This is a genomic window from Arenimonas sp. GDDSR-1 (assembly GCF_025980345.1).
GTDB lineage: Bacteria > Pseudomonadota > Gammaproteobacteria > Xanthomonadales > Xanthomonadaceae > Arenimonas.
In genome coordinates, this window is record NZ_JAPDUI010000038.1 from 1 (window position 1) to 17,401 (window position 17,401).

Annotated in this window: 15 protein-coding genes; 3 read left to right on the forward strand and 12 right to left on the reverse strand. The window is 63.7% G+C overall.

Annotated elements, in window-relative coordinates; all coding sequences use genetic code 11:
• Positions 1–128: 128 nt before the first annotated feature.
• Positions 129–3,002: a TonB-dependent receptor gene (locus Q0W88_RS07280; protein WP_297801690.1), complete on the reverse strand. Its 2,874-nt coding sequence runs from the start codon at positions 3,000–3,002 to the stop codon at positions 129–131.
• A 223-nt stretch (positions 3,003–3,225) separates the two neighbouring features.
• On the opposite strand from Q0W88_RS07280, the gene Q0W88_RS07285 reads away from it, so the two are divergent.
• Positions 3,226–4,170, forward strand: coding sequence for a TonB family protein (locus Q0W88_RS07285; protein ID WP_297801692.1), 945 nt, complete (start codon positions 3,226–3,228; stop codon positions 4,168–4,170).
• Positions 4,170–4,382 carry an RNA-binding S4 domain-containing protein gene (locus Q0W88_RS07290; protein ID WP_297801695.1) on the forward strand — a complete coding sequence of 71 codons (213 nt, stop codon included), beginning with the start codon at positions 4,170–4,172 and terminating at the stop codon, positions 4,380–4,382. Before Q0W88_RS07285 ends, Q0W88_RS07290 begins: the two co-directional genes overlap by 1 nt.
• 9 nt (positions 4,383–4,391) lie before the next feature.
• Here Q0W88_RS07290 and Q0W88_RS07295 read toward each other — a convergent pair whose 3' ends face one another.
• Both Q0W88_RS07295 and Q0W88_RS07300 read right to left on the reverse strand, forming a co-directional pair.
• Positions 4,392–4,952, reverse strand: coding sequence for a DNA-3-methyladenine glycosylase I (locus Q0W88_RS07295; RefSeq protein ID WP_297801697.1), 561 nt, complete (start codon positions 4,950–4,952; stop codon positions 4,392–4,394).
• The gene (locus Q0W88_RS07300; protein ID WP_297801699.1) at positions 4,952–7,870 is read right to left on the reverse strand and encodes an aminotransferase; all 2,919 of its coding nucleotides are present in this window, start codon (positions 7,868–7,870) and stop codon (positions 4,952–4,954) included. Before Q0W88_RS07300 ends, Q0W88_RS07295 begins: the two co-directional genes overlap by 1 nt.
• Positions 7,871–7,936: 66 nt before the next feature.
• Between Q0W88_RS07300 and Q0W88_RS07305 the strand changes: the two genes are divergently transcribed.
• Positions 7,937–10,933 (forward strand): ligand-binding sensor domain-containing diguanylate cyclase, encoded by a 2,997-nt coding sequence (locus Q0W88_RS07305; RefSeq protein WP_297801701.1) that lies wholly within the window; start codon positions 7,937–7,939, stop codon positions 10,931–10,933.
• Here the strand turns inward: Q0W88_RS07305 and Q0W88_RS07310 are convergent.
• From Q0W88_RS07310 to Q0W88_RS07350, 9 genes are all read right to left on the reverse strand, one after another.
• A complete protein-coding gene (locus Q0W88_RS07310) occupies positions 10,930–11,874 on the reverse strand; it encodes a CAP domain-containing protein (RefSeq protein ID WP_297801703.1) in 945 nt (314 codons plus the stop codon). The genes Q0W88_RS07305 and Q0W88_RS07310 overlap by 4 nt on opposite strands.
• Positions 11,862–12,602 (reverse strand): sulfotransferase domain-containing protein, encoded by a 741-nt coding sequence (locus Q0W88_RS07315; RefSeq protein ID WP_297801706.1) that lies wholly within the window; start codon positions 12,600–12,602, stop codon positions 11,862–11,864. Before Q0W88_RS07315 ends, Q0W88_RS07310 begins: the two co-directional genes overlap by 13 nt.
• A gap of 10 nt (positions 12,603–12,612) precedes the next feature.
• The gene (locus tag Q0W88_RS07320) at positions 12,613–13,782 is read right to left on the reverse strand and encodes an ABC transporter permease (RefSeq protein WP_297801708.1); all 1,170 of its coding nucleotides are present in this window, start codon (positions 13,780–13,782) and stop codon (positions 12,613–12,615) included.
• Positions 13,779–14,525, reverse strand: a complete 747-nt coding sequence (locus Q0W88_RS07325) for an ATP-binding cassette domain-containing protein (protein ID WP_297801710.1) — start codon at positions 14,523–14,525, stop codon at positions 13,779–13,781. The genes Q0W88_RS07320 and Q0W88_RS07325 overlap by 4 nt, the downstream gene beginning before the upstream one ends.
• Positions 14,526–14,534: 9 nt before the next feature.
• On the reverse strand, positions 14,535–16,073 hold the full coding sequence (locus Q0W88_RS07330; protein ID WP_297801712.1) for an alpha/beta hydrolase: 1,539 nt from the start codon (positions 16,071–16,073) through the stop codon (positions 14,535–14,537).
• 2 nt (positions 16,074–16,075) lie between these two features.
• Positions 16,076–16,267: a helix-turn-helix transcriptional regulator gene (locus Q0W88_RS07335; RefSeq protein WP_297801714.1), complete on the reverse strand. Its 192-nt coding sequence runs from the start codon at positions 16,265–16,267 to the stop codon at positions 16,076–16,078.
• Entirely contained in the window at positions 16,264–16,659 is a 396-nt protein-coding gene (locus Q0W88_RS07340; RefSeq protein ID WP_297801716.1) for a hypothetical protein, read from the reverse strand. Before Q0W88_RS07340 ends, Q0W88_RS07335 begins: the two co-directional genes overlap by 4 nt.
• A 7-nt stretch (positions 16,660–16,666) precedes the next feature.
• A complete protein-coding gene (locus Q0W88_RS07345; protein WP_297801718.1) occupies positions 16,667–17,071 on the reverse strand; it encodes a hypothetical protein in 405 nt (134 codons plus the stop codon).
• 77 nt (positions 17,072–17,148) lie between these two features.
• Positions 17,149–17,401, reverse strand: a 253-nt coding sequence (locus Q0W88_RS07350; RefSeq protein ID WP_297801720.1) for a hypothetical protein, incomplete at its 5' end; no start/stop codon positions are given.

Here is a 17,401-nt window from a genome sequence, read left to right on the forward strand (position 1 = left end):
CAGGAGCAGGAGCAAAAGGGCTGTAAATCGCATGGTGAGCCTCCCTGTGGGTACCCAGTGTGTATCAGCAACACCCGAAAAAAAACCGCAGCCCGGAGGCTGCGGTTTCGGTTTCCGATGGTGGCTTATCAGAAGTTGACGGTCAGGCTCGACCAGTAGTAACGACCGACGGTGTCGAAAGTGCGTTCGTCGGTGTTGCCGTTCAGCGAGTTGTTCTGGTAAATCAGCGGCGGCTGTTTGTCGAACACGTTGTCGACGCCCAGACGGAACTTGACCTTGTCGATGCTGACCCCGAACTGCAGGTTGTGGTAGGTGTAGGCGCCGATCGAGAACTGGCAACGCGGATCGCCGGCAGGAACGCCGAGGTTGGCGCAGGTGCCGTCCGGTTCGGTGCTGCCGACCGTGAAGCCGTCCACATAACGCATGGTCCAGGAAACATCGTAGATGTCCTTGCTCCAGCCCAGATTACCCAGGGCGCGCCATTGGCTGTAGTTGCCCATGCCGCCGTTGGCCGAGGACAGGAAGGTACCGGCGTTTTGCTGTTGAGCGATTAAATCACCATTGTAAATCACGTCCACGTCGAACTTGTCGAGGTAGGTCGCGTCCAGGCTGGCGCGGAACTTGCCGAACGAGGTGTCCTTGCGGTACTTGAAGCCGATGTCAACGCCGGAGGTGTCGTACTTACCGACGTTTACGCGGCGATCGAACAGGATTTCGACTTCACCGCTCGGACGACGGCTGAACAGTGAACATACCGGCGACGGGTTGGCGGCGGTACTGCTGAAACAAGCATTGAGGATATTCTGAGTGCCGATGGTGCCGATGGCATTATCCAGTTTGGCGTTCCAGAAGTCGACTGTGGTCGAGAAACCGTCGAACCAGGACGGTTCATACACGAAACCAACGGTGGTCACGGTGCCCTCTTCCGGTTGAAGCGTATCGGTGCCGCCCTTGATCGCGTTCAACTGCGTGTCCGACTGGCGGAAAGTGCCGTCGGCGGTGACGTTGGCACAGGCCGGATTGGTCGAAATGCCGCCGCCGACCTGACTGATCCCGTTGCAGGGATCCGAGAAGCCATCCGATGCTGCCGCTAAACCACCGTAAAGGTCGGTGATGGTCGGGGCGCGGAACACTTCCGCGTAGGTGCCGCGGAACAACAGCTGTTCCGACGGACGCCATTCCAGACCCAGTTTGCTGTTGATGGTGCTGCCGAAGGTTGAGTAATCCGACCAGCGGGTACCGAACGAGGCGTTGAAGGTATCCGTAATCGGAATCAGGGCCTCGCCGTAGATTTCCTTCACGGTGTAGCTGCCTTTGGTCGGCGCGGTACACAGTTCCGAGGAAATGCCGCAGGTGTAATCAGCGCTTGGATCAACGATGGCGGCGTCAAACGGATCGAATTCCAGAGCATTCTTGCGGTACTCCACACCCACCGCGGCCTGCACGGTGCGACCGCCGAGCTCGAACAGATCGCCGCTGAAGTTGGCCTGGAAACCCTTCTGGGTTTCAACCTGCTTGTGCAGCACATCCAGGCTGATGGCATCGAGTGCCGCCAGCTGGGCCTGGCCGGCTGCGCTGTTCGGATCAAAGTTGCCGACGAAGTCGATCGGGGTACAGCCCGGAACCGGAGTGGTGAAGGTGCCGTCGGTGTAGCAGACGCCGCCTTGTGATGGTCCGAGTGCTTTTTCTAAGGCAACATAATCGATGTAGCCCTGATTATCATTATTCTGTTTAATCTTTCCGTAGCTGATGTTCGTGTCCCAGGACCAAGAGGTGTCGGCGAAGTCACCTTTCAGGCCGGCGTTGAGCTGCGTCACATCGGTCACGTATTCATAGCGGCGGTTGCCCAAACGGCTCAGACGCAGGCGGATGTCGTTGACCTGCTGGCCGAACGGATTGTATTGACTGTATTGCGACAGGGAAATGCCGTCGGACAGGCCGTCGAACGGCAGCGGCGCGATCTGCGAGGCCGAGCGGGTCTTGTTGGCGAAGGCATCGACATAGGCGGTGACGTTGTCGGTGATGTCGAAATTACCGGTTACGAACAGGCCCGAGCGTTCCTGCGGGGTCAGTTCGAGGTTACCAACAGCTTGGTAGTTGAACGAATCGCGGCCGAAGCTGAAGCAGCGGAAATCACTCAAGGCCGTACCGGAAGCGCCCGGAATCAGTGTGACGTTCACCGTGTTGTTGGAAGTGTTGACACCGCAGCCGCCGGTTGTTGCGTAGTAATTACCTGCCGGGGTGGAAGCATCGAGATAGTAGCGGCCGGTCAGCGCACGGCTGGAGCCGCCCTGCACCACGCCGGTGCTGGAGGTGGATCCCAGCGACAACGCGTAGTAGGAGAATGCGCGGGCCGAAGCGCGAACTTCGTCCTGCTTGTTGTAGTTGGCGCTGACGATGATGTTGCCGCGATCGCCGGAGGCGCCCCAAGTGACGCTGGCGCCTTGGCGCTGGCCGTCATGGCGCGAGGAAAGACCGTAATCGACACGCGCTTCAAGGCCGTCGAAGTTCGATTTCAGGATGAAGTTGACCACGCCGCCGACGGCGTCGGAACCGTAAATCGCGGAGGCGCCGTCTTTCAGCACTTCCACGGTCTGCACCATCGACATCGGAATGGCGTTGACGTCGCGGGTGACGATGCGGCGGCCATTGACCAGGATCAGGGTGCGTTCATCGCCGAGGCCGCGCAGGGACACGGTGGCGGCACCGGTACCGCCGCCGTTGTTGACGGCCGGGTTGGTGGCGGCGCCGGCTACTGCGGGGATGTCCTGCAGGAAATCACCGATGGTCAGTGCGCCGGTCTTGTCGATGGCTTCGCGTTCGAGTTGGAACACCGGGCTGGCGGTTTCGGCATCAACGCGCTTGATGCGGGAGCCGGTGACCTGGACGGTGTCGATGGTTTTGGCTTCTTCCTGGGCCTGTGCGGCCGGAGCCAGCAAGGCGCCGGCGCCCAAAACCAGGGCGCTGTGTACAGCGGCGCTGAGTTTTTTACGATTGATCATGAGATTCACCCTTTGGTCGATATAGATATAGTTTTTTTTGAAGCGCTCACCCGTGTCCGAGCGAAAAATAAAACAGGTATTACCTGCTCATTATTAAGAGTTTTTTAACACTTTGTCGAGTGCCATGCGTAAAAAACCGTTAAATTTCTTGACAAGCTCTTTAAAATTGACTGTTCTATAAGGTCTACGGGGGAACATTCGAATGAAATATCACAAAGCATCTATGCGTACAGGCTTGAATTCACTACTGATTCTGGCATTTTGCCTGGGTCTGACGGCCTGTTCCGACAAGAAAGACGAGCAGGCGGCGGCTGAAAGCGCGGCCAAGGTCCATAAGCAGAAAATACAGACCTCCATTGACCGGCTGGTGCAGTGGCCGGAAAAAGACCTCCGCGATCGCGCCCGGAAAGCGGTGATGGAGCAGCGCTGGGTCAAGCCCAGCGGCAACAGCGCGCTCGAGTACTATCTGGCCCTGCGTCAGAAGCTGAAGACCCCGGATGAATCGGTGGAAACGGCCATTACCGACATCGTGCCGTATGCCGTCATCGGCATGGATCAGGCCATTGCCAAATTCGACGACCGTGAGGCCCTGCGTCTGGAAGGCCTGATCCGTCTCGCCGACCCGAATGCCCCGGCGCTGGCGCGGGTCAAAACCGATCTGGAAAAAATGAAGGCCCGTCAGGCCGCGGCCGAAGCCAGCGCCGCCACCGAAGAAGAAGACAAGGCCGCCGCCGAAGCCAAAGCTCTGGCCGATGCCGCCAAGGCCAAGGAAGAAGCGGCCAGGAAGGCCAAAGAAGCCACCGCCGGGCAACCCGCCGCCACACCGGTGGTGCAGGCCCCGGCACCGGTGGTGCAGGCCCCGGCGCCGGTGGTGCAAGCCGCGCCGCCGCCGGAACCGGTGGCCCAGCAGCCCGCCGCCAAGGCCGCCATCGTGCCGATCAGCACGCCGCAGCCGCCCTATCCGCGTGAAGCCCTGGCTTCGGGTACCAAGGGCGAAGTGGTCGCCGAAATCACCATCAACGGTGCCGGCGATGTCACCGGCGTGCGCATCATCAGTGCCTCGCCGCGCAATGTTTTCGACAAGACCGTACAGAGCACGGTTCGGCGCTGGAAGTACCGCGGCAACGGCGAGACCACCACCATCCGCCGCACCTTCGCATTCAACTGATGCCCAAGGTCCGGTTTGAACTGGAAGGTGAATTCGTCGAGCTCAACCAGCTGCTGAAGCTGGTTGGGCTGTGCGACAGCGGCGGCATCGGAAAACAGATCGTAGCCAGCGGCGCCGTTTCGGTCGATGGCCGCCAGGAGCTGCGCAAAACCGCCAAGATCCGCAGCGGGCAGACGGTCAGCCTCGAGGATGTTGAAATCGCCGTGATCTGAGCCGGATCATCAGGGTCGACGGCGCGCTTGCGGGCAGCCGCGAACATGATCATCGACCATGCCGACCGCCTGCATGAAGGCGTAAATGATGGTGCTGCCGACGAAATTGAATCCGCGTTTGCGCAGATCCTTGCTCAGCGCATCCGAGACCGCGCTGCGCGCCGGGATATCAGCCATGGAAGCGGGACGGTTGATGAGCGGCTTGCCGCCGACGAAGCCCCAGAAATACGCATCCAACGAACCGAATTCGGCGATGATCTGCTGCGCGGCGCGGGCATTGCGGGCCAGCGATTCAAGTTTGAGCCGGTTGCGTACCAGGCCGGCGTCCTGCATCAGCCGTGCCACATCCTTTTCGGTGAAACGCGCCAGGCGATCGATATCGAATCCGTGCAGTGCCTTGCGGTAATTTTCGCGTTTGCGCAGGATGGTGATCCAGCTCAATCCGGCCTGGGCGCCTTCCAGAATCAGGAACTCGAACAGCACGCGGTCATCGTGCACCGGCACGCCCCATTCGCTGTCGTGATAGGCGACATACAGCGGATCCTCGCCGCACCACGGACAGCGGGCCATCACCAGCCCTCCGACAGCACGCGCTCGAACTGCCAGATGAAATACTCGGCATCCTCCAGACTCAGACACATCGGCGGCTTGATTTTCAGCACGTTGTTGCGCTCGCCGGTCGGCTGGATGATGATGCCGAGCTCACGCAGGCGTTCACAGATGGCGAAGCATTCGGCGGTGGCCGGTTCCAGACTGTGGTGGTCGCGCACCAGTTCCACGCCCTGATACAGCCCCATGCCGTGCACTGCACCGATCAACGGATAGCGCGATTGCAGATCGCGCAATTCGGCCGCCAGATAATCGCCGACCACGGCGGCGTTGACCTGCAGGTTTTCGTCGCGCAGCACATCCAGTACGGTCATGCCGGCCACGCAGGAGGCCGGGCTGCCGCCGGCCGAAGAGAACAGGCTACCTTGCACCGCGAACGCCTCGGCAATGGCGCGGGTGGTAATCACCGCGCCGAGCGGATAGCCGTTGCCCATGGCCTTGGCCACGGTGATCATGTCCGGCGTCACGCCCTGCAGTTCGTGCGCCCACCAGTGGTGGCCGAGCCGGCCGTAGCCGACCTGCACCTCATCGGCGATGCACAGACCGCCGTGTGCGCGGATGGCTGCATAGGCGGCCGCCAGATAGCCTTTCGGCAGCAGCACGCCGCCGGCATTGCCGAACGCCGGTTCGGCGATGAATGCGGCCGGCGGCTTGCCGTGCGCGGCAAGATCGTCGATCAGCGCACGGAATTCACTGGCATACCCCGTGACCGCTTCGGAGCCGCGGTAACGGCCGCGGTAACTGTTCGGCGCCGCCGCCAGATGCACCCAGTCGGGCCGCGTGCCGAGCGCATTCGGATTGTCGGCCACCGAGGTGGTCACCGCATCCGAGAGCAGCGTCCAGCCGTGATAGGCCTCGCGCACCGCCACGATATCCATACGTCCGGTGACGGTCTGCGCCATGCGCAGCGCCAGGTCGACCGCTTCCGAGCCGGAATTGACCAGCAATACGGTATCCAGCCCCGGCGGCGCCAGCGCCGCCAGCCGCTCCGAAAATTCCGCGACGGCGGCATAGTGGAAACGCGAATTGGTATTCAGCGCCAGCAGCTGCTGGTGCACGGCCTCGGCCAGCCGCGGGTGGCCATGGCCGATGGCCGCGACGTTGTTGACCATGTCCAGATAGGCGCGCGCCGAGGTATCCACCAGATACTGTTTCCAGCCGCGTTCGATCTGCATCGGCGTGCGGTAATAGTGCACCTGCACTTCCGCGAAAGCGGCCTTGCGTCGCGCCATCAGCGCATCGCCGTCCGGGAACTCGGCGGCGAATCGGCCGCCCAGAAGATACGACGGGTCCGGGCATAGCGCCGCCCATGCCGCGCCGGTATCGACCCGGCAGAAGCGCGGCGGTTCCAGCGTTTCGCTCAGACACAGCTGCACATGCACGGCCGCTGCGGTGCTGCTGCCGAATATCTGCCCGCGTTTGACCGCATCGCCGATCGCAAGCGTGTGTGCAAGGCCCTGCAAATAAAGCCTGCCTGCCGCGCAGGACAGGACCAGTTGTCGCTCATCGGCGGATTCCACCCGGGCATCGAGCGGCATCTGTGCCACGCTGCCTTCCGGAACGCGCAGGCTGATGCCGAGCGCGATGTTTTCGGGAGACTGTTCCGACAGCGGCGGCGTGCGCGTGAACCGGCATTCGCCGTAGCGGGTGACGGCTGCGCCGGTACGGAACGCGGCTTTGGCCAGCAGCCGGGCTTCCGCCTGCGGCTCCTGCCAGACGCCGGCGTGCAACAGCGGGCTGTTCGCCGACAAATCGAGGCTGTCGAATTGGGTGACGGCCGGAAACAGCGGCGCGCATCCGGCAAGCGCATTGCACATGCGCTGCTGATCGGCATCGAGACCGAAACCGAGGGCTTCGCGCAACGCCGCTTCGGCCAAGGCGAACGGCACGGACGCCGCCACTTCGAAAAGACGCCATTCGTTTTCAATCGGTTCCAGCACGGAAGGATTGTCAGGATCGAGCCGGGCCTGGTGTTCACCGCTGACCACCAGCACACCGCCGCGCAGCACCATCAGCGGCCAGAACGCCGCCACTTCGGTTTCATTCAAAGGCGCATGCTGATGGAAGGCACGTACCGCATGCAGGATTTCGAACGGCGCTTCCGGCCGGTGGTGCAGCACCGACGAGCAGGTGATGGCCAGTTCGCCGATCCGCCACGAGCGCGTCAGATCGCCGAAGTCGATGACGCCGTCGGGACGTACGCGACCGGCGGCATCGCGCGGGCCGACGACATTGTCATCGGTGGCATCACCGTGGATGGCCTGCAGCGGAAGCCCGGATTTGAGCGGCTGCAGCCGGCGCGCGGCTTCGGCGCAGGCCCGGATGATCTGCCGGCGGCGGTCGGCGCTGCGAACGTCGGCATTCAGCGCGGCAATCACCGCCTCGGCCTCGCGCAGGTCCCACTGTACTGCGCGTTGCAGACCCGGATGCTCGAAATCGGCAAGGGCCGCGCACAGGCGGCCGGCGATGTTGCCGAGATCGGTGATGACTTCCGGCGCCAGATAACGGGTGCCGGTCAGCGGGCTGCCTTCCACATACGACAGCAGGCGCACCAGCAAGCGGTCGTCACCGACCGGCCATTGCTGAATCATGCCGCCATCGGGCGCGGCGAACGGCAGCGGGGCATGCAGTCCCGGATCGCGTTCGGCGACATGGCGCATGGCGGCATTCTGCGCCTCCAGGCTGGCCCGGCCCCAGCTGCGGTTGGCGATTTTCAGCACGCGCGCACCGGCCGGCGTGTCGATCCGGAAGTTGCGGTCCTGCGAACTGCCGAGTTCGCGGATCGGACCGCGGATGCCGAACAGGGCGTCGGCGATGTCACGCGCCAGCACGTCGTTGACGGCCGGCCGCGGCGCGATGGCGATCTCGGTAGGGTTCATGCGCGTTCCAGGCTTCCAGAATCCGGGCGGGTCGGACCCTCATTCTAGCGCACGCAATTGCCGTCGATGGCTTACACTAGCGGCCAGAAAGCACGGATGAACGAGGGGACGGCACCGGTGTTTCGAATTTCGAGAGTACTCCTGATTCTGGCGGCCCTGCTGACCGGGCCGGCGCAGGCCTTGGACAAAAAGCCGTTGTCGGCCTATTCGCGGGAAACCTGGACCACCCGCAACGGCCTGCCGCACAATCAGGTCAATGCCGTAACCCAGACCCCGGAGGGCTATCTCTGGTTCGCGACCTGGGAAGGTCTGGTGCGCTACAACGGCCAGGATTTCCGCATCTTCTCGCCGAAGAATGTTCCCGAGCTGCGCGATCACGGCATCCGTTCGGTCAGCACCGGCGCCGGCGGCCGGCTGATCGTGGCGACCTCGCGCGGCGGGGTTTCGATACGCGCGCGCGGGCACTGGAAAACCTACGGCAAGGAAGACGGTCTGGCCCAGAATGAAACCATGGCCGCCATCGAAGACGGCGAAGGCGCGGTCTGGGTCGCGCATGAAAGCCAGGGCCTGTCGCGCATCGGCCGCGACGGCAAAATCCGCACCTATCACGCCAAAGACGGGTTGCCCAACGAACGCCTGTATGCGCTTTACATGGACGGCAGCAAGGCAGTCTGGGTCGGCACCGCCGATGGCATGGCACGCATCCAGAACGGCCGCATCCAGACCTTCAACGAAGCCCAGGGCCTGCCGCACGGCGCGGTGTATGCGATGCTCGAATCGCCGGAGGGCGGCCTGTACATCGGCACCCATCATGGCCTGTATACCGTGCGCAACGGCGAGTTCAAAGCCGTGCCCGGATTTCCCGATGAGGCCGTGATCAGCCTCAGCATCGACAAGGAAGCCAATCTCTGGATCGGCACGGTCAACCGCGGCATCCTGCGCATGGGCGCGCGCGGCCTGGAAGCGCTCGATGCCACCGACGGACTGCCCAATAACCGCGTCAGCGCGCTGTACAGCGACCGCGAGGGCAATCTCTGGGCCGGCAGCAACGCCGGCCTGGTGCGTTTCGCCGATACCCCGTTCGTCACCCTCGACAACTACCAGGGCCTGACCGACAACTACGTGCGCGCCATCGCCGAAACCAGTGACGGCAGCCTGATGATCGGGACTTCGCGCGGCCTGAACCGGTACGCCAATGAACGCATCAGCGCCGTTCAGGACCATCCCAGCCTGAAAGACGATGCCATCCTGAGTCTGGCGCCGAGCAAGGACGGCAGCGTCTGGGTCGGCATGTATTCCACCGGACTGATCAACTGGAAAAACGGCGTGGTCCGTGAAAGCATCGAAAACGGCAACCCGCTTTACGGTTCGCAGATCCGTGCGCTGCTGGAAGACGTGGACGGCAGCCTGTGGGTCGGCACTTCGCGCGGCGTATACCACAAGCGCGGCACCGCCCTTGAACGCTTCGGTGAAGCGGACGGCCTGCCGCGCGATTTCATCCTCAGCCTTTTCCGCGCCCGCAGCGGCCGGCTCTGGGTCGGCACCGCCAACGGCCTGGGCTACATTGAAAACGGCAAGGCCGGACGGCTGGACATCTCCAAATATCAGGCGGCGGAAGACGTGTTCGGATTCGCCGAGGATGCCGACGGCACCCTGTGGATCGCCACCGACCGCGGCGTGCTTCGTCTGCGCCAGGGCCGCATCGATGTGGTCGGTACGCCCCAGGGGCTGCCGGTCGCGACCATTTTCCAGATCGTGACCGACACCTACGGCAATTTCTGGCTGACCTCCAACCGCGGCGTGGTGTACGTGACCCGCGCCGAAATGGATGCCGCCGCCAGCGGCCGCATCGCCCGCGTCAATCCGGTCAGTTTCGCCGAAGCCGACGGCATGGGCAGTGCGCAATGCAACGGCAGCGCCGGACCGGCCGCGCTGCGCGCGCGCGACGGCAGCATCTGGGTCGCCACCGCCAAGGGCGTCGCCATCGTCCAGCCCGACGAGCTGGCGCGCTATCAGGTGGCCCCGCCGCCGGTGGTGATCGAAAGCGTGATGGTCAACGACCAGCCGGTCGAAGCCGACGGCCTGCTGAAGCTGCCTTCGGGCACCCGAAAACTGGAACTGTTTTACGTCAGCCTGAGCTTCCGCACGCCCGAACAGATCCGTTACCGCTACCGTTTGGAAGGCTTCGACAACCAGTGGATCGACCGCGATCAGCTGCGCAACGTGCAGTTCACCAACCTGCCGCCGGGCCGCTACACGTTCCGGGTCAGCGCTTCGGTGCGCGGCGGACCGTGGAGCAAGGACGGCGCCAGCCTGCCGTTCGAGATCGCGCCCAAGTTCTACCAGCACATCTGGTTCATTCCGGCATTGCTGGCCCTGATTGCGTTGTTGATCTATGGGCTGTTCCGTGCCCGCATCCGCCAGCTGAAAGCGCGTGAAGTCGAACTCAGCGGCATCGTCGAGGAACGCACGCGCGCCCTGTTCGAGAAGAACGCCGAACTCGAGCAGCTCAATCTGCGCATCAGCGAGCAGTCCGAGGCCTTTGCCCGGCAGGCACGCACCGATGCGCTGACCGGTCTGCCGAACCGGCGCAGCATGGATGAAGTGCTGCAGCAGGAATTCAGCGCCGCGGTGTCGGCCGGTACGCCGTTCTGTTTCGCCCTGCTCGACATCGATCACTTCAAACGCGTCAACGACACCTTCTCGCACGACGCCGGCGACCAGGCCCTGATCCGCGTGGCCGAGGCCATGCGCCGCGTGCTCGGCGATGCCAGCCACGGCCGCCGGCGCGGCAGCGATCTGTGCGCGCGCTGGGGCGGTGAGGAATTCGCATTGCTGTTTCCGCAGCAGTCGCTGCCGGAGGCCCTGGCGCTGTGCGAGCGCATCCGCGAGGCGGTGCAGGCCATCGATTGCAGCGATTTCGCCCCCGGTTTGACGCTCAGCGCCAGCCTCGGTCTGGTCGAGCGTGGCGAAACGGCGCATCACGAGCGCTTGGTGACCAAAGCCGATGCCCATCTGTATGCGGCCAAGAACGGCGGCCGCAACCGCGTCGTTGCCGGCTAGGGCGTTATGCGGAACCAGTAGCGGTAGGTTTTCGGTTGGCCCTGCACGCGGACGTTCTCAAGCGTAACCGCGTAGCGCTCACCGGCAATCAACGCTCCGGTGCGGAATTGCAGACTGTTCGGCAGGCCGTAAAAGCGGTTGTCGGCGATCACGCCGCTGACCCGCAGCGGTCTTCCCGATGCCGGCACCACCTGGATCCGGGTCTGCGAAAAATCGACGGCGGCATTGCCCGACTTGGTTCCGGCATCAATCATCAACGCCACCGAAAGCGGCGCGCCTTCGGTGTAAAAACGCGCCGGATAGTCGCCGACGGGGTAAGCGATCAGTTCCGGGCCGATGGCCGGCACCGCGGTTTTTTCCGGCCGCATGATTTTCAGCACCGAAGCCACGCTCTGGTTGCGGCCATCGACGGCGCCGGATACCCGCCCGTAAGCAATGCGTTTCAGGAACGGATCGAGCAGCCAGCGCCGGTGGCCGATCCCGGCGACAGAGCGCGCTTCGGTATCGGTCAGCCAGACGATGATGTCCTGCTCCGGGGTATGGAAGGCGATGTTGGCGGCGGTGACGCCGCCGCTAAGCAGGCTGGCGCCGGCGGTTTTGGCGGCTATCGCGGTCCAACAGCGCCACTGCGGCGGCGGTGCGTGATCGATGCGGCCATTGGCCGCCATCAGCAAGGCGGTCTGCATCACGGCATCCTGTTCGCCGTCCTCATACTGCACCGGGGTCAGGCCGTGCAGTTTGCGGATGGCGTTCAGTGTATCCAGCACCTGTTGCCGCTGCGCGTCGTGCAGGATGCCTGCCCGGCAAGCCGCCGGTTCAGGCTGCTGTTGGTAAAGCGCGGCCGACAGTTTCTGGAAGTCGGGATAAAACCCGTCGCCGGCCTGCGCGTTGCCGGCAGCCAAGGCCAGCATGAAAAAAACCGGCCGGCTCAGCACAGCCACGCGCTGCAATCCCAGCCCAGCAGCTGCTGCAGGTGTTCGGTGTCTTGCCGGAAACAGTCCAACAGCAATCGACGGTCCGTTTCGGCCATCGGTTCCGGATAGGGATAGGCATGCACGCGGCGCGGCGCGATGCCCTGCAGGCGCGGCACGCCGAGAAAATCACAGATCCGTGCCAGCACGGCTTCCGGTTCGGCCTGCAGGCGCTCGTGGCGCAGGATCAGGGTCTGCTCGCGCGGAAAATGCTGCCACAGGCGCGTCAGCTGCTGCGCATACAGGCCGCGCCGGATGCAGGTGTAACCGGAGGCCTCGCCGTTGGCAGAGGAGGCCATGATCGCCAATTCGCGCTCCAGCGCCTCACGGAAACCGACGGTGCTTTCGCCCCGGGCACGGAACATGTTCCAGTGCGAGTAGGCGCGGCTGACCGGATGGCGCAGTACCGCGATCAGCTTCATGGCCGGATTGTAGGCGCGGATGCGCGGCATCACGTCCGGTTTGTACAGATAGATCGGCGTGGTTTCGCCGAGCAGCCGGTGCCGGGCTTCCGGCGCGAACCAGGCATGGTAGGCGGCGTAATCCGGCGCGCCGCCGGCGAAGGCGGCATCGTCGTCGAAGTAGTGCAGTTCCTTTTTCGCCGGAAAGCACAGCAGCGGGTGCTGGCGCAGGTAGACATCCAGCGCGGTGGTGCCGCATTTCTGGGCACCGCAGATCAGGAAGTCGACGCTGCGCATGGCGCCGGACTCAGGCCGAAACCGCCAGTTTTTCGTTGTGGTAGCGTCGTGCCGCGATCCACCACAGCACCGCGCCCAGGCCGAAGCCGCAGGCCAGATACACGCCCCACTCGGCCGGAAGGATGGTTTCGCTGCGCACGACCTTCAGGATCATCTGGTTCTGCGCCAGGAACGGCACCGCGAACTGCCAGAGCGCGTTCTTCATCGGATTGACCATCAGGATCACGGTCGGCAGGATCGGCAGCATCATCAGGATCGACATGTAGCTCTGCGCTTCCTTGACCGATTTGGCACCGGCGGCGATCACGGTCAGCAGACCGGTGCCGATCAGCACGATGGGCACCAGCACCAGCAGCATCTGCGCGATCTGCAGCCAGCTCAGGGACAGCTTGATGCCCAGACTCGGCGCCAGCAGGAATGCGGCCTTGAACGACAGCAGGGTCAGCAGCAGGGTCAGCATGCCGAAGGCGCAGGCCGCCAGAATCTTGCCGCTCATGATCAGCCCGCGGGCGGCCGGCGTGGCCAGCAGCGGTTCCAGCGACTGCCGTTCGCGTTCGCCGGCGGTGGCGTCGATGACCAGATAGGCGCCGCCGAGAAAGCCGCTCAGAATCAGCAGATAGGGCAGGAATGCCAGTGCCTGGCCGATGCGGCTTTCCGGCGTGGCCAGATCCTTGCGTTCCACCAAGACCGCCTGCGTCGCGCTCGGACTGATCCCGCGCGACAGCAGACGCAGGGCGCCGGTGCTGCGGCCGTAGTTTTCCAGCAGGCCGGAAACCCGTTCGACCGGAATGCGCGCATCGTCACGCGAGCTGTCGTGCCAGATCGCGACCGGAGCCGGTTCGCTGGCGCGCCATTTTTCGGCGTACTCCTTGGAGATGACCAGAATCACGTCGACATTCTGCGCGGCGATTTCGCCTTCGGGGTTGGCCGGCGCCGGTTTGATCACGACATTGCGGCCGGACAGCCAGTGCACCAGATTCGGCGCGTGCTCGGCACCGATCACCGGCAGTTCCAGTGGTTTTTCCAGCTGCGTGCTGACCCGGTTGCTGGCCAGTTTGCCCAGGCCCAGAATCAGTGCCGGAAACAGCAGCGGCCCCATCAGCAGGGAAATGGCCACGGTCTTGCGGTCGCGGAACAGATCCAGCAGTTCTTTCTTCATTACGGCAATCATGGCGTTCATGCGTGCAGGCCCTCCTCGCTGCCGATCACTTTGACAAAGGCTTCTTCCAGGTTGGCCTCCCCGGTCTGGGCACGGATCTCGTCCGGCGTGCCGTTGGCCATGACCTTGCCGTGCGCGATCACCACGATGCGGTCGCACAGCGCGGCCACCTCCTGCATGATGTGGCTGGAGAAGATCACGCAGCGGCCCTCGGCCTTCAATTGCAGCAGAAATTCGCGCAGGGCGCGGGTGGTCATCACGTCCAGGCCGTTGGTCGGTTCGTCGAGGATGACGTTTTTCGGATCATGCACCAGTGCCCGCGCGATCGCGGTCTTGGTGCGCTGGCCCTGCGAGAAGCCTTCGCACTGGCGGTCGATGAATTCGGCCATGCCCAGCGCCGCCACCAGCCGCTCCGTGCGTTCGGCGATCAGCGCTTCGCTCATGCCGTGCAGGCGCCCGAAGTAGGCGATGTTCTCGCGCGCGGTCAGACGCTTGTACACGCCGCGCGCATCCGGCAGCACGCCCAGACGCGTACGTACGGCCACGCTGTCGGCGGCGGCCGAGAAGCCGTCGACCTCGATGCTGCCGGTGTCCGGCTGCATCAGGGTGTACAGCATGCGCAGCGTGGTGGTCTTGCCGGCGCCGTTCGGGCCGAGCAGGCCGGTGATCTGGCCATCCGGGGCGGTGAAACCGACGCCCTGCACGGCGTGCACCGTGCCGGTTTTGGTTTTGAACTGTTTATGCAGATCGTTGACGGTAATCATGGCGAGTCCTCAGGGTTCCCAGCCGTTCAGGCCGGTGAACATCGGTGCGTAAGTCAGGGTTTTGATGCAGGCATCGTCCAGGTGTTTGGCGTCGGCGCTTTCCAGGAATTTGGCGAACAGCTTGGGCATGCAGCCGATCGGCAGCACGTTGTGGCCCTGGCCTTTGGCGATGATGTGTTTGGAATTCGGCAGATGCTTGGCGACAAGATCGCCATAGCGCGGGGGGGTGACCGGATCGAACTCGCCGGACAGGATCAGCACCGGCAGATCGCCCTGTAGCGGCGTGCGGAAATCGGCCGGCCGGGTTTTGTGCGGCCAGACCGCGCACTGCGCTTTCAGCAGGTCCACCAGTCCGGTGCCGAGCAGGCGTTTGCCGTCTTCCGGATCGACCACCAGATCGGGCGCATCTTCACCGCACATCACCGACAGCTGCATGCCGTGCATGATCTGGTCGGAAATATCGTGGGTCACCATTTCGCTCAGCGCCATCAGCGCATCCACGCGGCCCTGGTTGGCTTCGGCGAACTGCAGCGGCAGCAGGCTGGCGGCCTGCGGCTGGTAGGCCAGCAGACGGGTCAGCATGGCCAGATGGCCGCTGCTGAACTGGCCGTCCTTCCATTCACCGGTGATGGCGTCGCGGTAGTGCACCGGCACCGGGCCTTTGGCCAGGGTGGCCAGCAGGGTGTTCAACTGCGCGCGCGGATCGCCGAGTTTTTCACGGCAGGCTTTGTCCTTGCTGCATTGCGCGAACTGCAGATCGAGCGAGCTTTCCAGATTCTTCGCATGCTCTTGGCCAAGCACGGTTTCCAGCGGCGCGATGCCGTCGATGGTGATGGTGCGAATGTGCTGCGGATAGCGCTTGCCATACAGCTGGGCCATGCGCGTGCCGTAGGAAATCCCGATCAGGTTGATCTTCTCGGCGCCGATGGCCTTGCGGGCGGCATCCAAATCGCGGATGGCGTCCGAGCTGCTGAACTGGGCGACATCGACCTTGCCGGCGTATTGCGCGGCGCAGCGCTTGGCGAAGTTGACGGCGGCATCGGCGCTGTAATCCTCGTCATCCACCACCGAGCTTTCGCCTTTTTCATTCACGCATTTGAGCGGACTGGAATCGCCGGTGCCGCGCTGGTCGAGCAGGATGATGTGGCGCTTTTTGCGCGCCTCGGCGAATGCGCCGGCCACCATCGGAAAGCTGCCGCGTGCGGCCTGGCCGGGGCCGCCGGCGAGCATGAAAATCGGATCCGGCTCGGCGTCGCCGCTGGCCGGCAGCCAGGAAATGGCCAGCGTGATCTTGCGGCCGTCGGGCGCATCGTGGTTTTCCGGAACCTGCAGCGTGCCGCAGTAGGCCATCAGCGATTCGGTGCCTTTGGCCAGCGTGCACGGCGTGAAGCGGATGCTGCCGAGCAGACGGCTGTTGTCGACCTTGGCCACGGCGGCCTTGGGCTTGTCGGCCTTGGCGCTGTCCTTGATCAGGTACGGTTTGGCCACCCACGCCGCCACCAGCAGCAGCACCGCGGCATTCAGCCATTTCTTGTGTTTGTCCTGCATGTTCAGTCCTCCTGAAAAATCGTTTCGATCGGCAGTTCGAACAGGCGCGCCAGTTTGAATGCCAGTTTGATGCTTGGATCGTACTTCTCGGTTTCAATCGCGTTCACGGTCTGCCGCGACACTTCCAGGCGCTCGGCCAGCTCGGCCTGCGACCAGCCGAATTGTTCGCGCAGTTGCCGGACGCGGCTCTTCATACCCGGAAGCGCCAGATGCCGATATAGCGGGTGATGATGTAGGCCAGGCCGATGATCAGCACCAGTAACGACAGCATCTCGCGCGTGTTCACGTCCAGCACCTGGAAGTCGTACAGCAGCAAGAGGGTGTAGCCGGCCAGCAGCCCGGTCATCGAGGACACCGCCATGGCATCCATTTCGATTTTGCGTTCCAGCTCGTCGCATTCGCCGAGGTAGCGGAAGTACAGCCAGAAAATCCATACCAAGGGCGGCAGCGGCAGCACGGCCAGTACGGTCTTGACCGCCTGCGAGGGCGCCGAGGGCTCCAGCAGGTAGGCGCCGATGGTCAGCCCGATATACAGCAGGCCGGGCAGGATGGATTTCAGGTAATAGCGTTTCAGGGGCGTGCGCATGGGGGCCTCAACGGTAACGGCGGATGGCCAGCCATTTGGTCAGGCCGTAAATGCCGCACAGCAGCGGAAACACCCAGATCGCTACGGTGCCGCCGCCGAGGGCGGCCAGAAACAGCAGACCGACGATCAGGCTGCTCAGACTGACCGCTTCCAGTTCGATGCGGCGGATCATCTCGTCGCATTCGCCCAGATAGTCGATGAAGATTTTGCCCACCAAGGCAATCGGCAGCACCGGCAGCAGTGCCATCAGCGCGCGGGCGGCGATCGGCCATTCCGCAGCGAAGGATTTGAGGCCCAGGATCGAGCCGAACAGCAGGGCAACGTACAGAACCATGGCCACCATGAGGCGGCGCGTGTAGCGGCTTTCGGCCGGCGACATCGCGGACTGGCAGGGAAGCAGGGTCGGTTTCATGGCGGCTTAGTCAAGTGAGCTTGACATACGCTACCATGAGTTATGCGGGTCGTGTCAAGCCCGCTTTACATCTTTTTTCATTCCGCGGTCGGCCGCGCCCTCATCCGGGGTTTCGGGCCCGGGGCGGCCTGCTGCGCCGTGGTGGGGTAGGCCGAGGCCACCAGCGCATAGAAATCGCCCTCGTCGCCCGGCGCTTTGGCCAGGGCGTCGTACTCCCGGTACAGGGCCAGGAGCGTGTGGTACAGGTCCTGGGCCTGGGCCGGGCTGAGCTTCATTACCGTCCGGTAGGCCATCAACGCGCCCGCCTCCGGCGGCAGCTTGCCGGTGTCG

What these genes read in the sequence shown, in the direction of transcription:
- Q0W88_RS07290 (WP_297801695.1), top strand. Translation starts at nt 4,170, where the DNA reads ATGCCCAAGGTCCGGTTTGAACTGGAAGGTGAATTCGTCGAGCTCAAC.
- Q0W88_RS07300 (WP_297801699.1), bottom strand. Translation starts at nt 7,870, where the DNA reads ATGAACCCTACCGAGATCGCCATCGCGCCGCGGCCGGCCGTCAACGAC.
- Q0W88_RS07345 (WP_297801718.1), bottom strand. Translation starts at nt 17,071, where the DNA reads ATGAAACCGACCCTGCTTCCCTGCCAGTCCGCGATGTCGCCGGCCGAA.
- Q0W88_RS07330 (WP_297801712.1), bottom strand. Translation starts at nt 16,073, where the DNA reads ATGCAGGACAAACACAAGAAATGGCTGAATGCCGCGGTGCTGCTGCTG.
- Q0W88_RS07295 (WP_297801697.1), bottom strand. Translation starts at nt 4,952, where the DNA reads ATGGCCCGCTGTCCGTGGTGCGGCGAGGATCCGCTGTATGTCGCCTAT.
- Q0W88_RS07340 (WP_297801716.1), bottom strand. Translation starts at nt 16,659, where the DNA reads ATGCGCACGCCCCTGAAACGCTATTACCTGAAATCCATCCTGCCCGGC.
- Q0W88_RS07335 (WP_297801714.1), bottom strand. Translation starts at nt 16,267, where the DNA reads ATGAAGAGCCGCGTCCGGCAACTGCGCGAACAATTCGGCTGGTCGCAG.
- Q0W88_RS07325 (WP_297801710.1), bottom strand. Translation starts at nt 14,525, where the DNA reads ATGATTACCGTCAACGATCTGCATAAACAGTTCAAAACCAAAACCGGC.
- Q0W88_RS07280 (WP_297801690.1), bottom strand. Translation starts at nt 3,002, where the DNA reads ATGATCAATCGTAAAAAACTCAGCGCCGCTGTACACAGCGCCCTGGTT.
- Q0W88_RS07305 (WP_297801701.1), top strand. Translation starts at nt 7,937, where the DNA reads ATGGCTTACACTAGCGGCCAGAAAGCACGGATGAACGAGGGGACGGCA.
- Q0W88_RS07320 (WP_297801708.1), bottom strand. Translation starts at nt 13,782, where the DNA reads ATGAACGCCATGATTGCCGTAATGAAGAAAGAACTGCTGGATCTGTTC.
- Q0W88_RS07315 (WP_297801706.1), bottom strand. Translation starts at nt 12,602, where the DNA reads ATGCGCAGCGTCGACTTCCTGATCTGCGGTGCCCAGAAATGCGGCACC.
- Q0W88_RS07285 (WP_297801692.1), top strand. Translation starts at nt 3,226, where the DNA reads ATGCGTACAGGCTTGAATTCACTACTGATTCTGGCATTTTGCCTGGGT.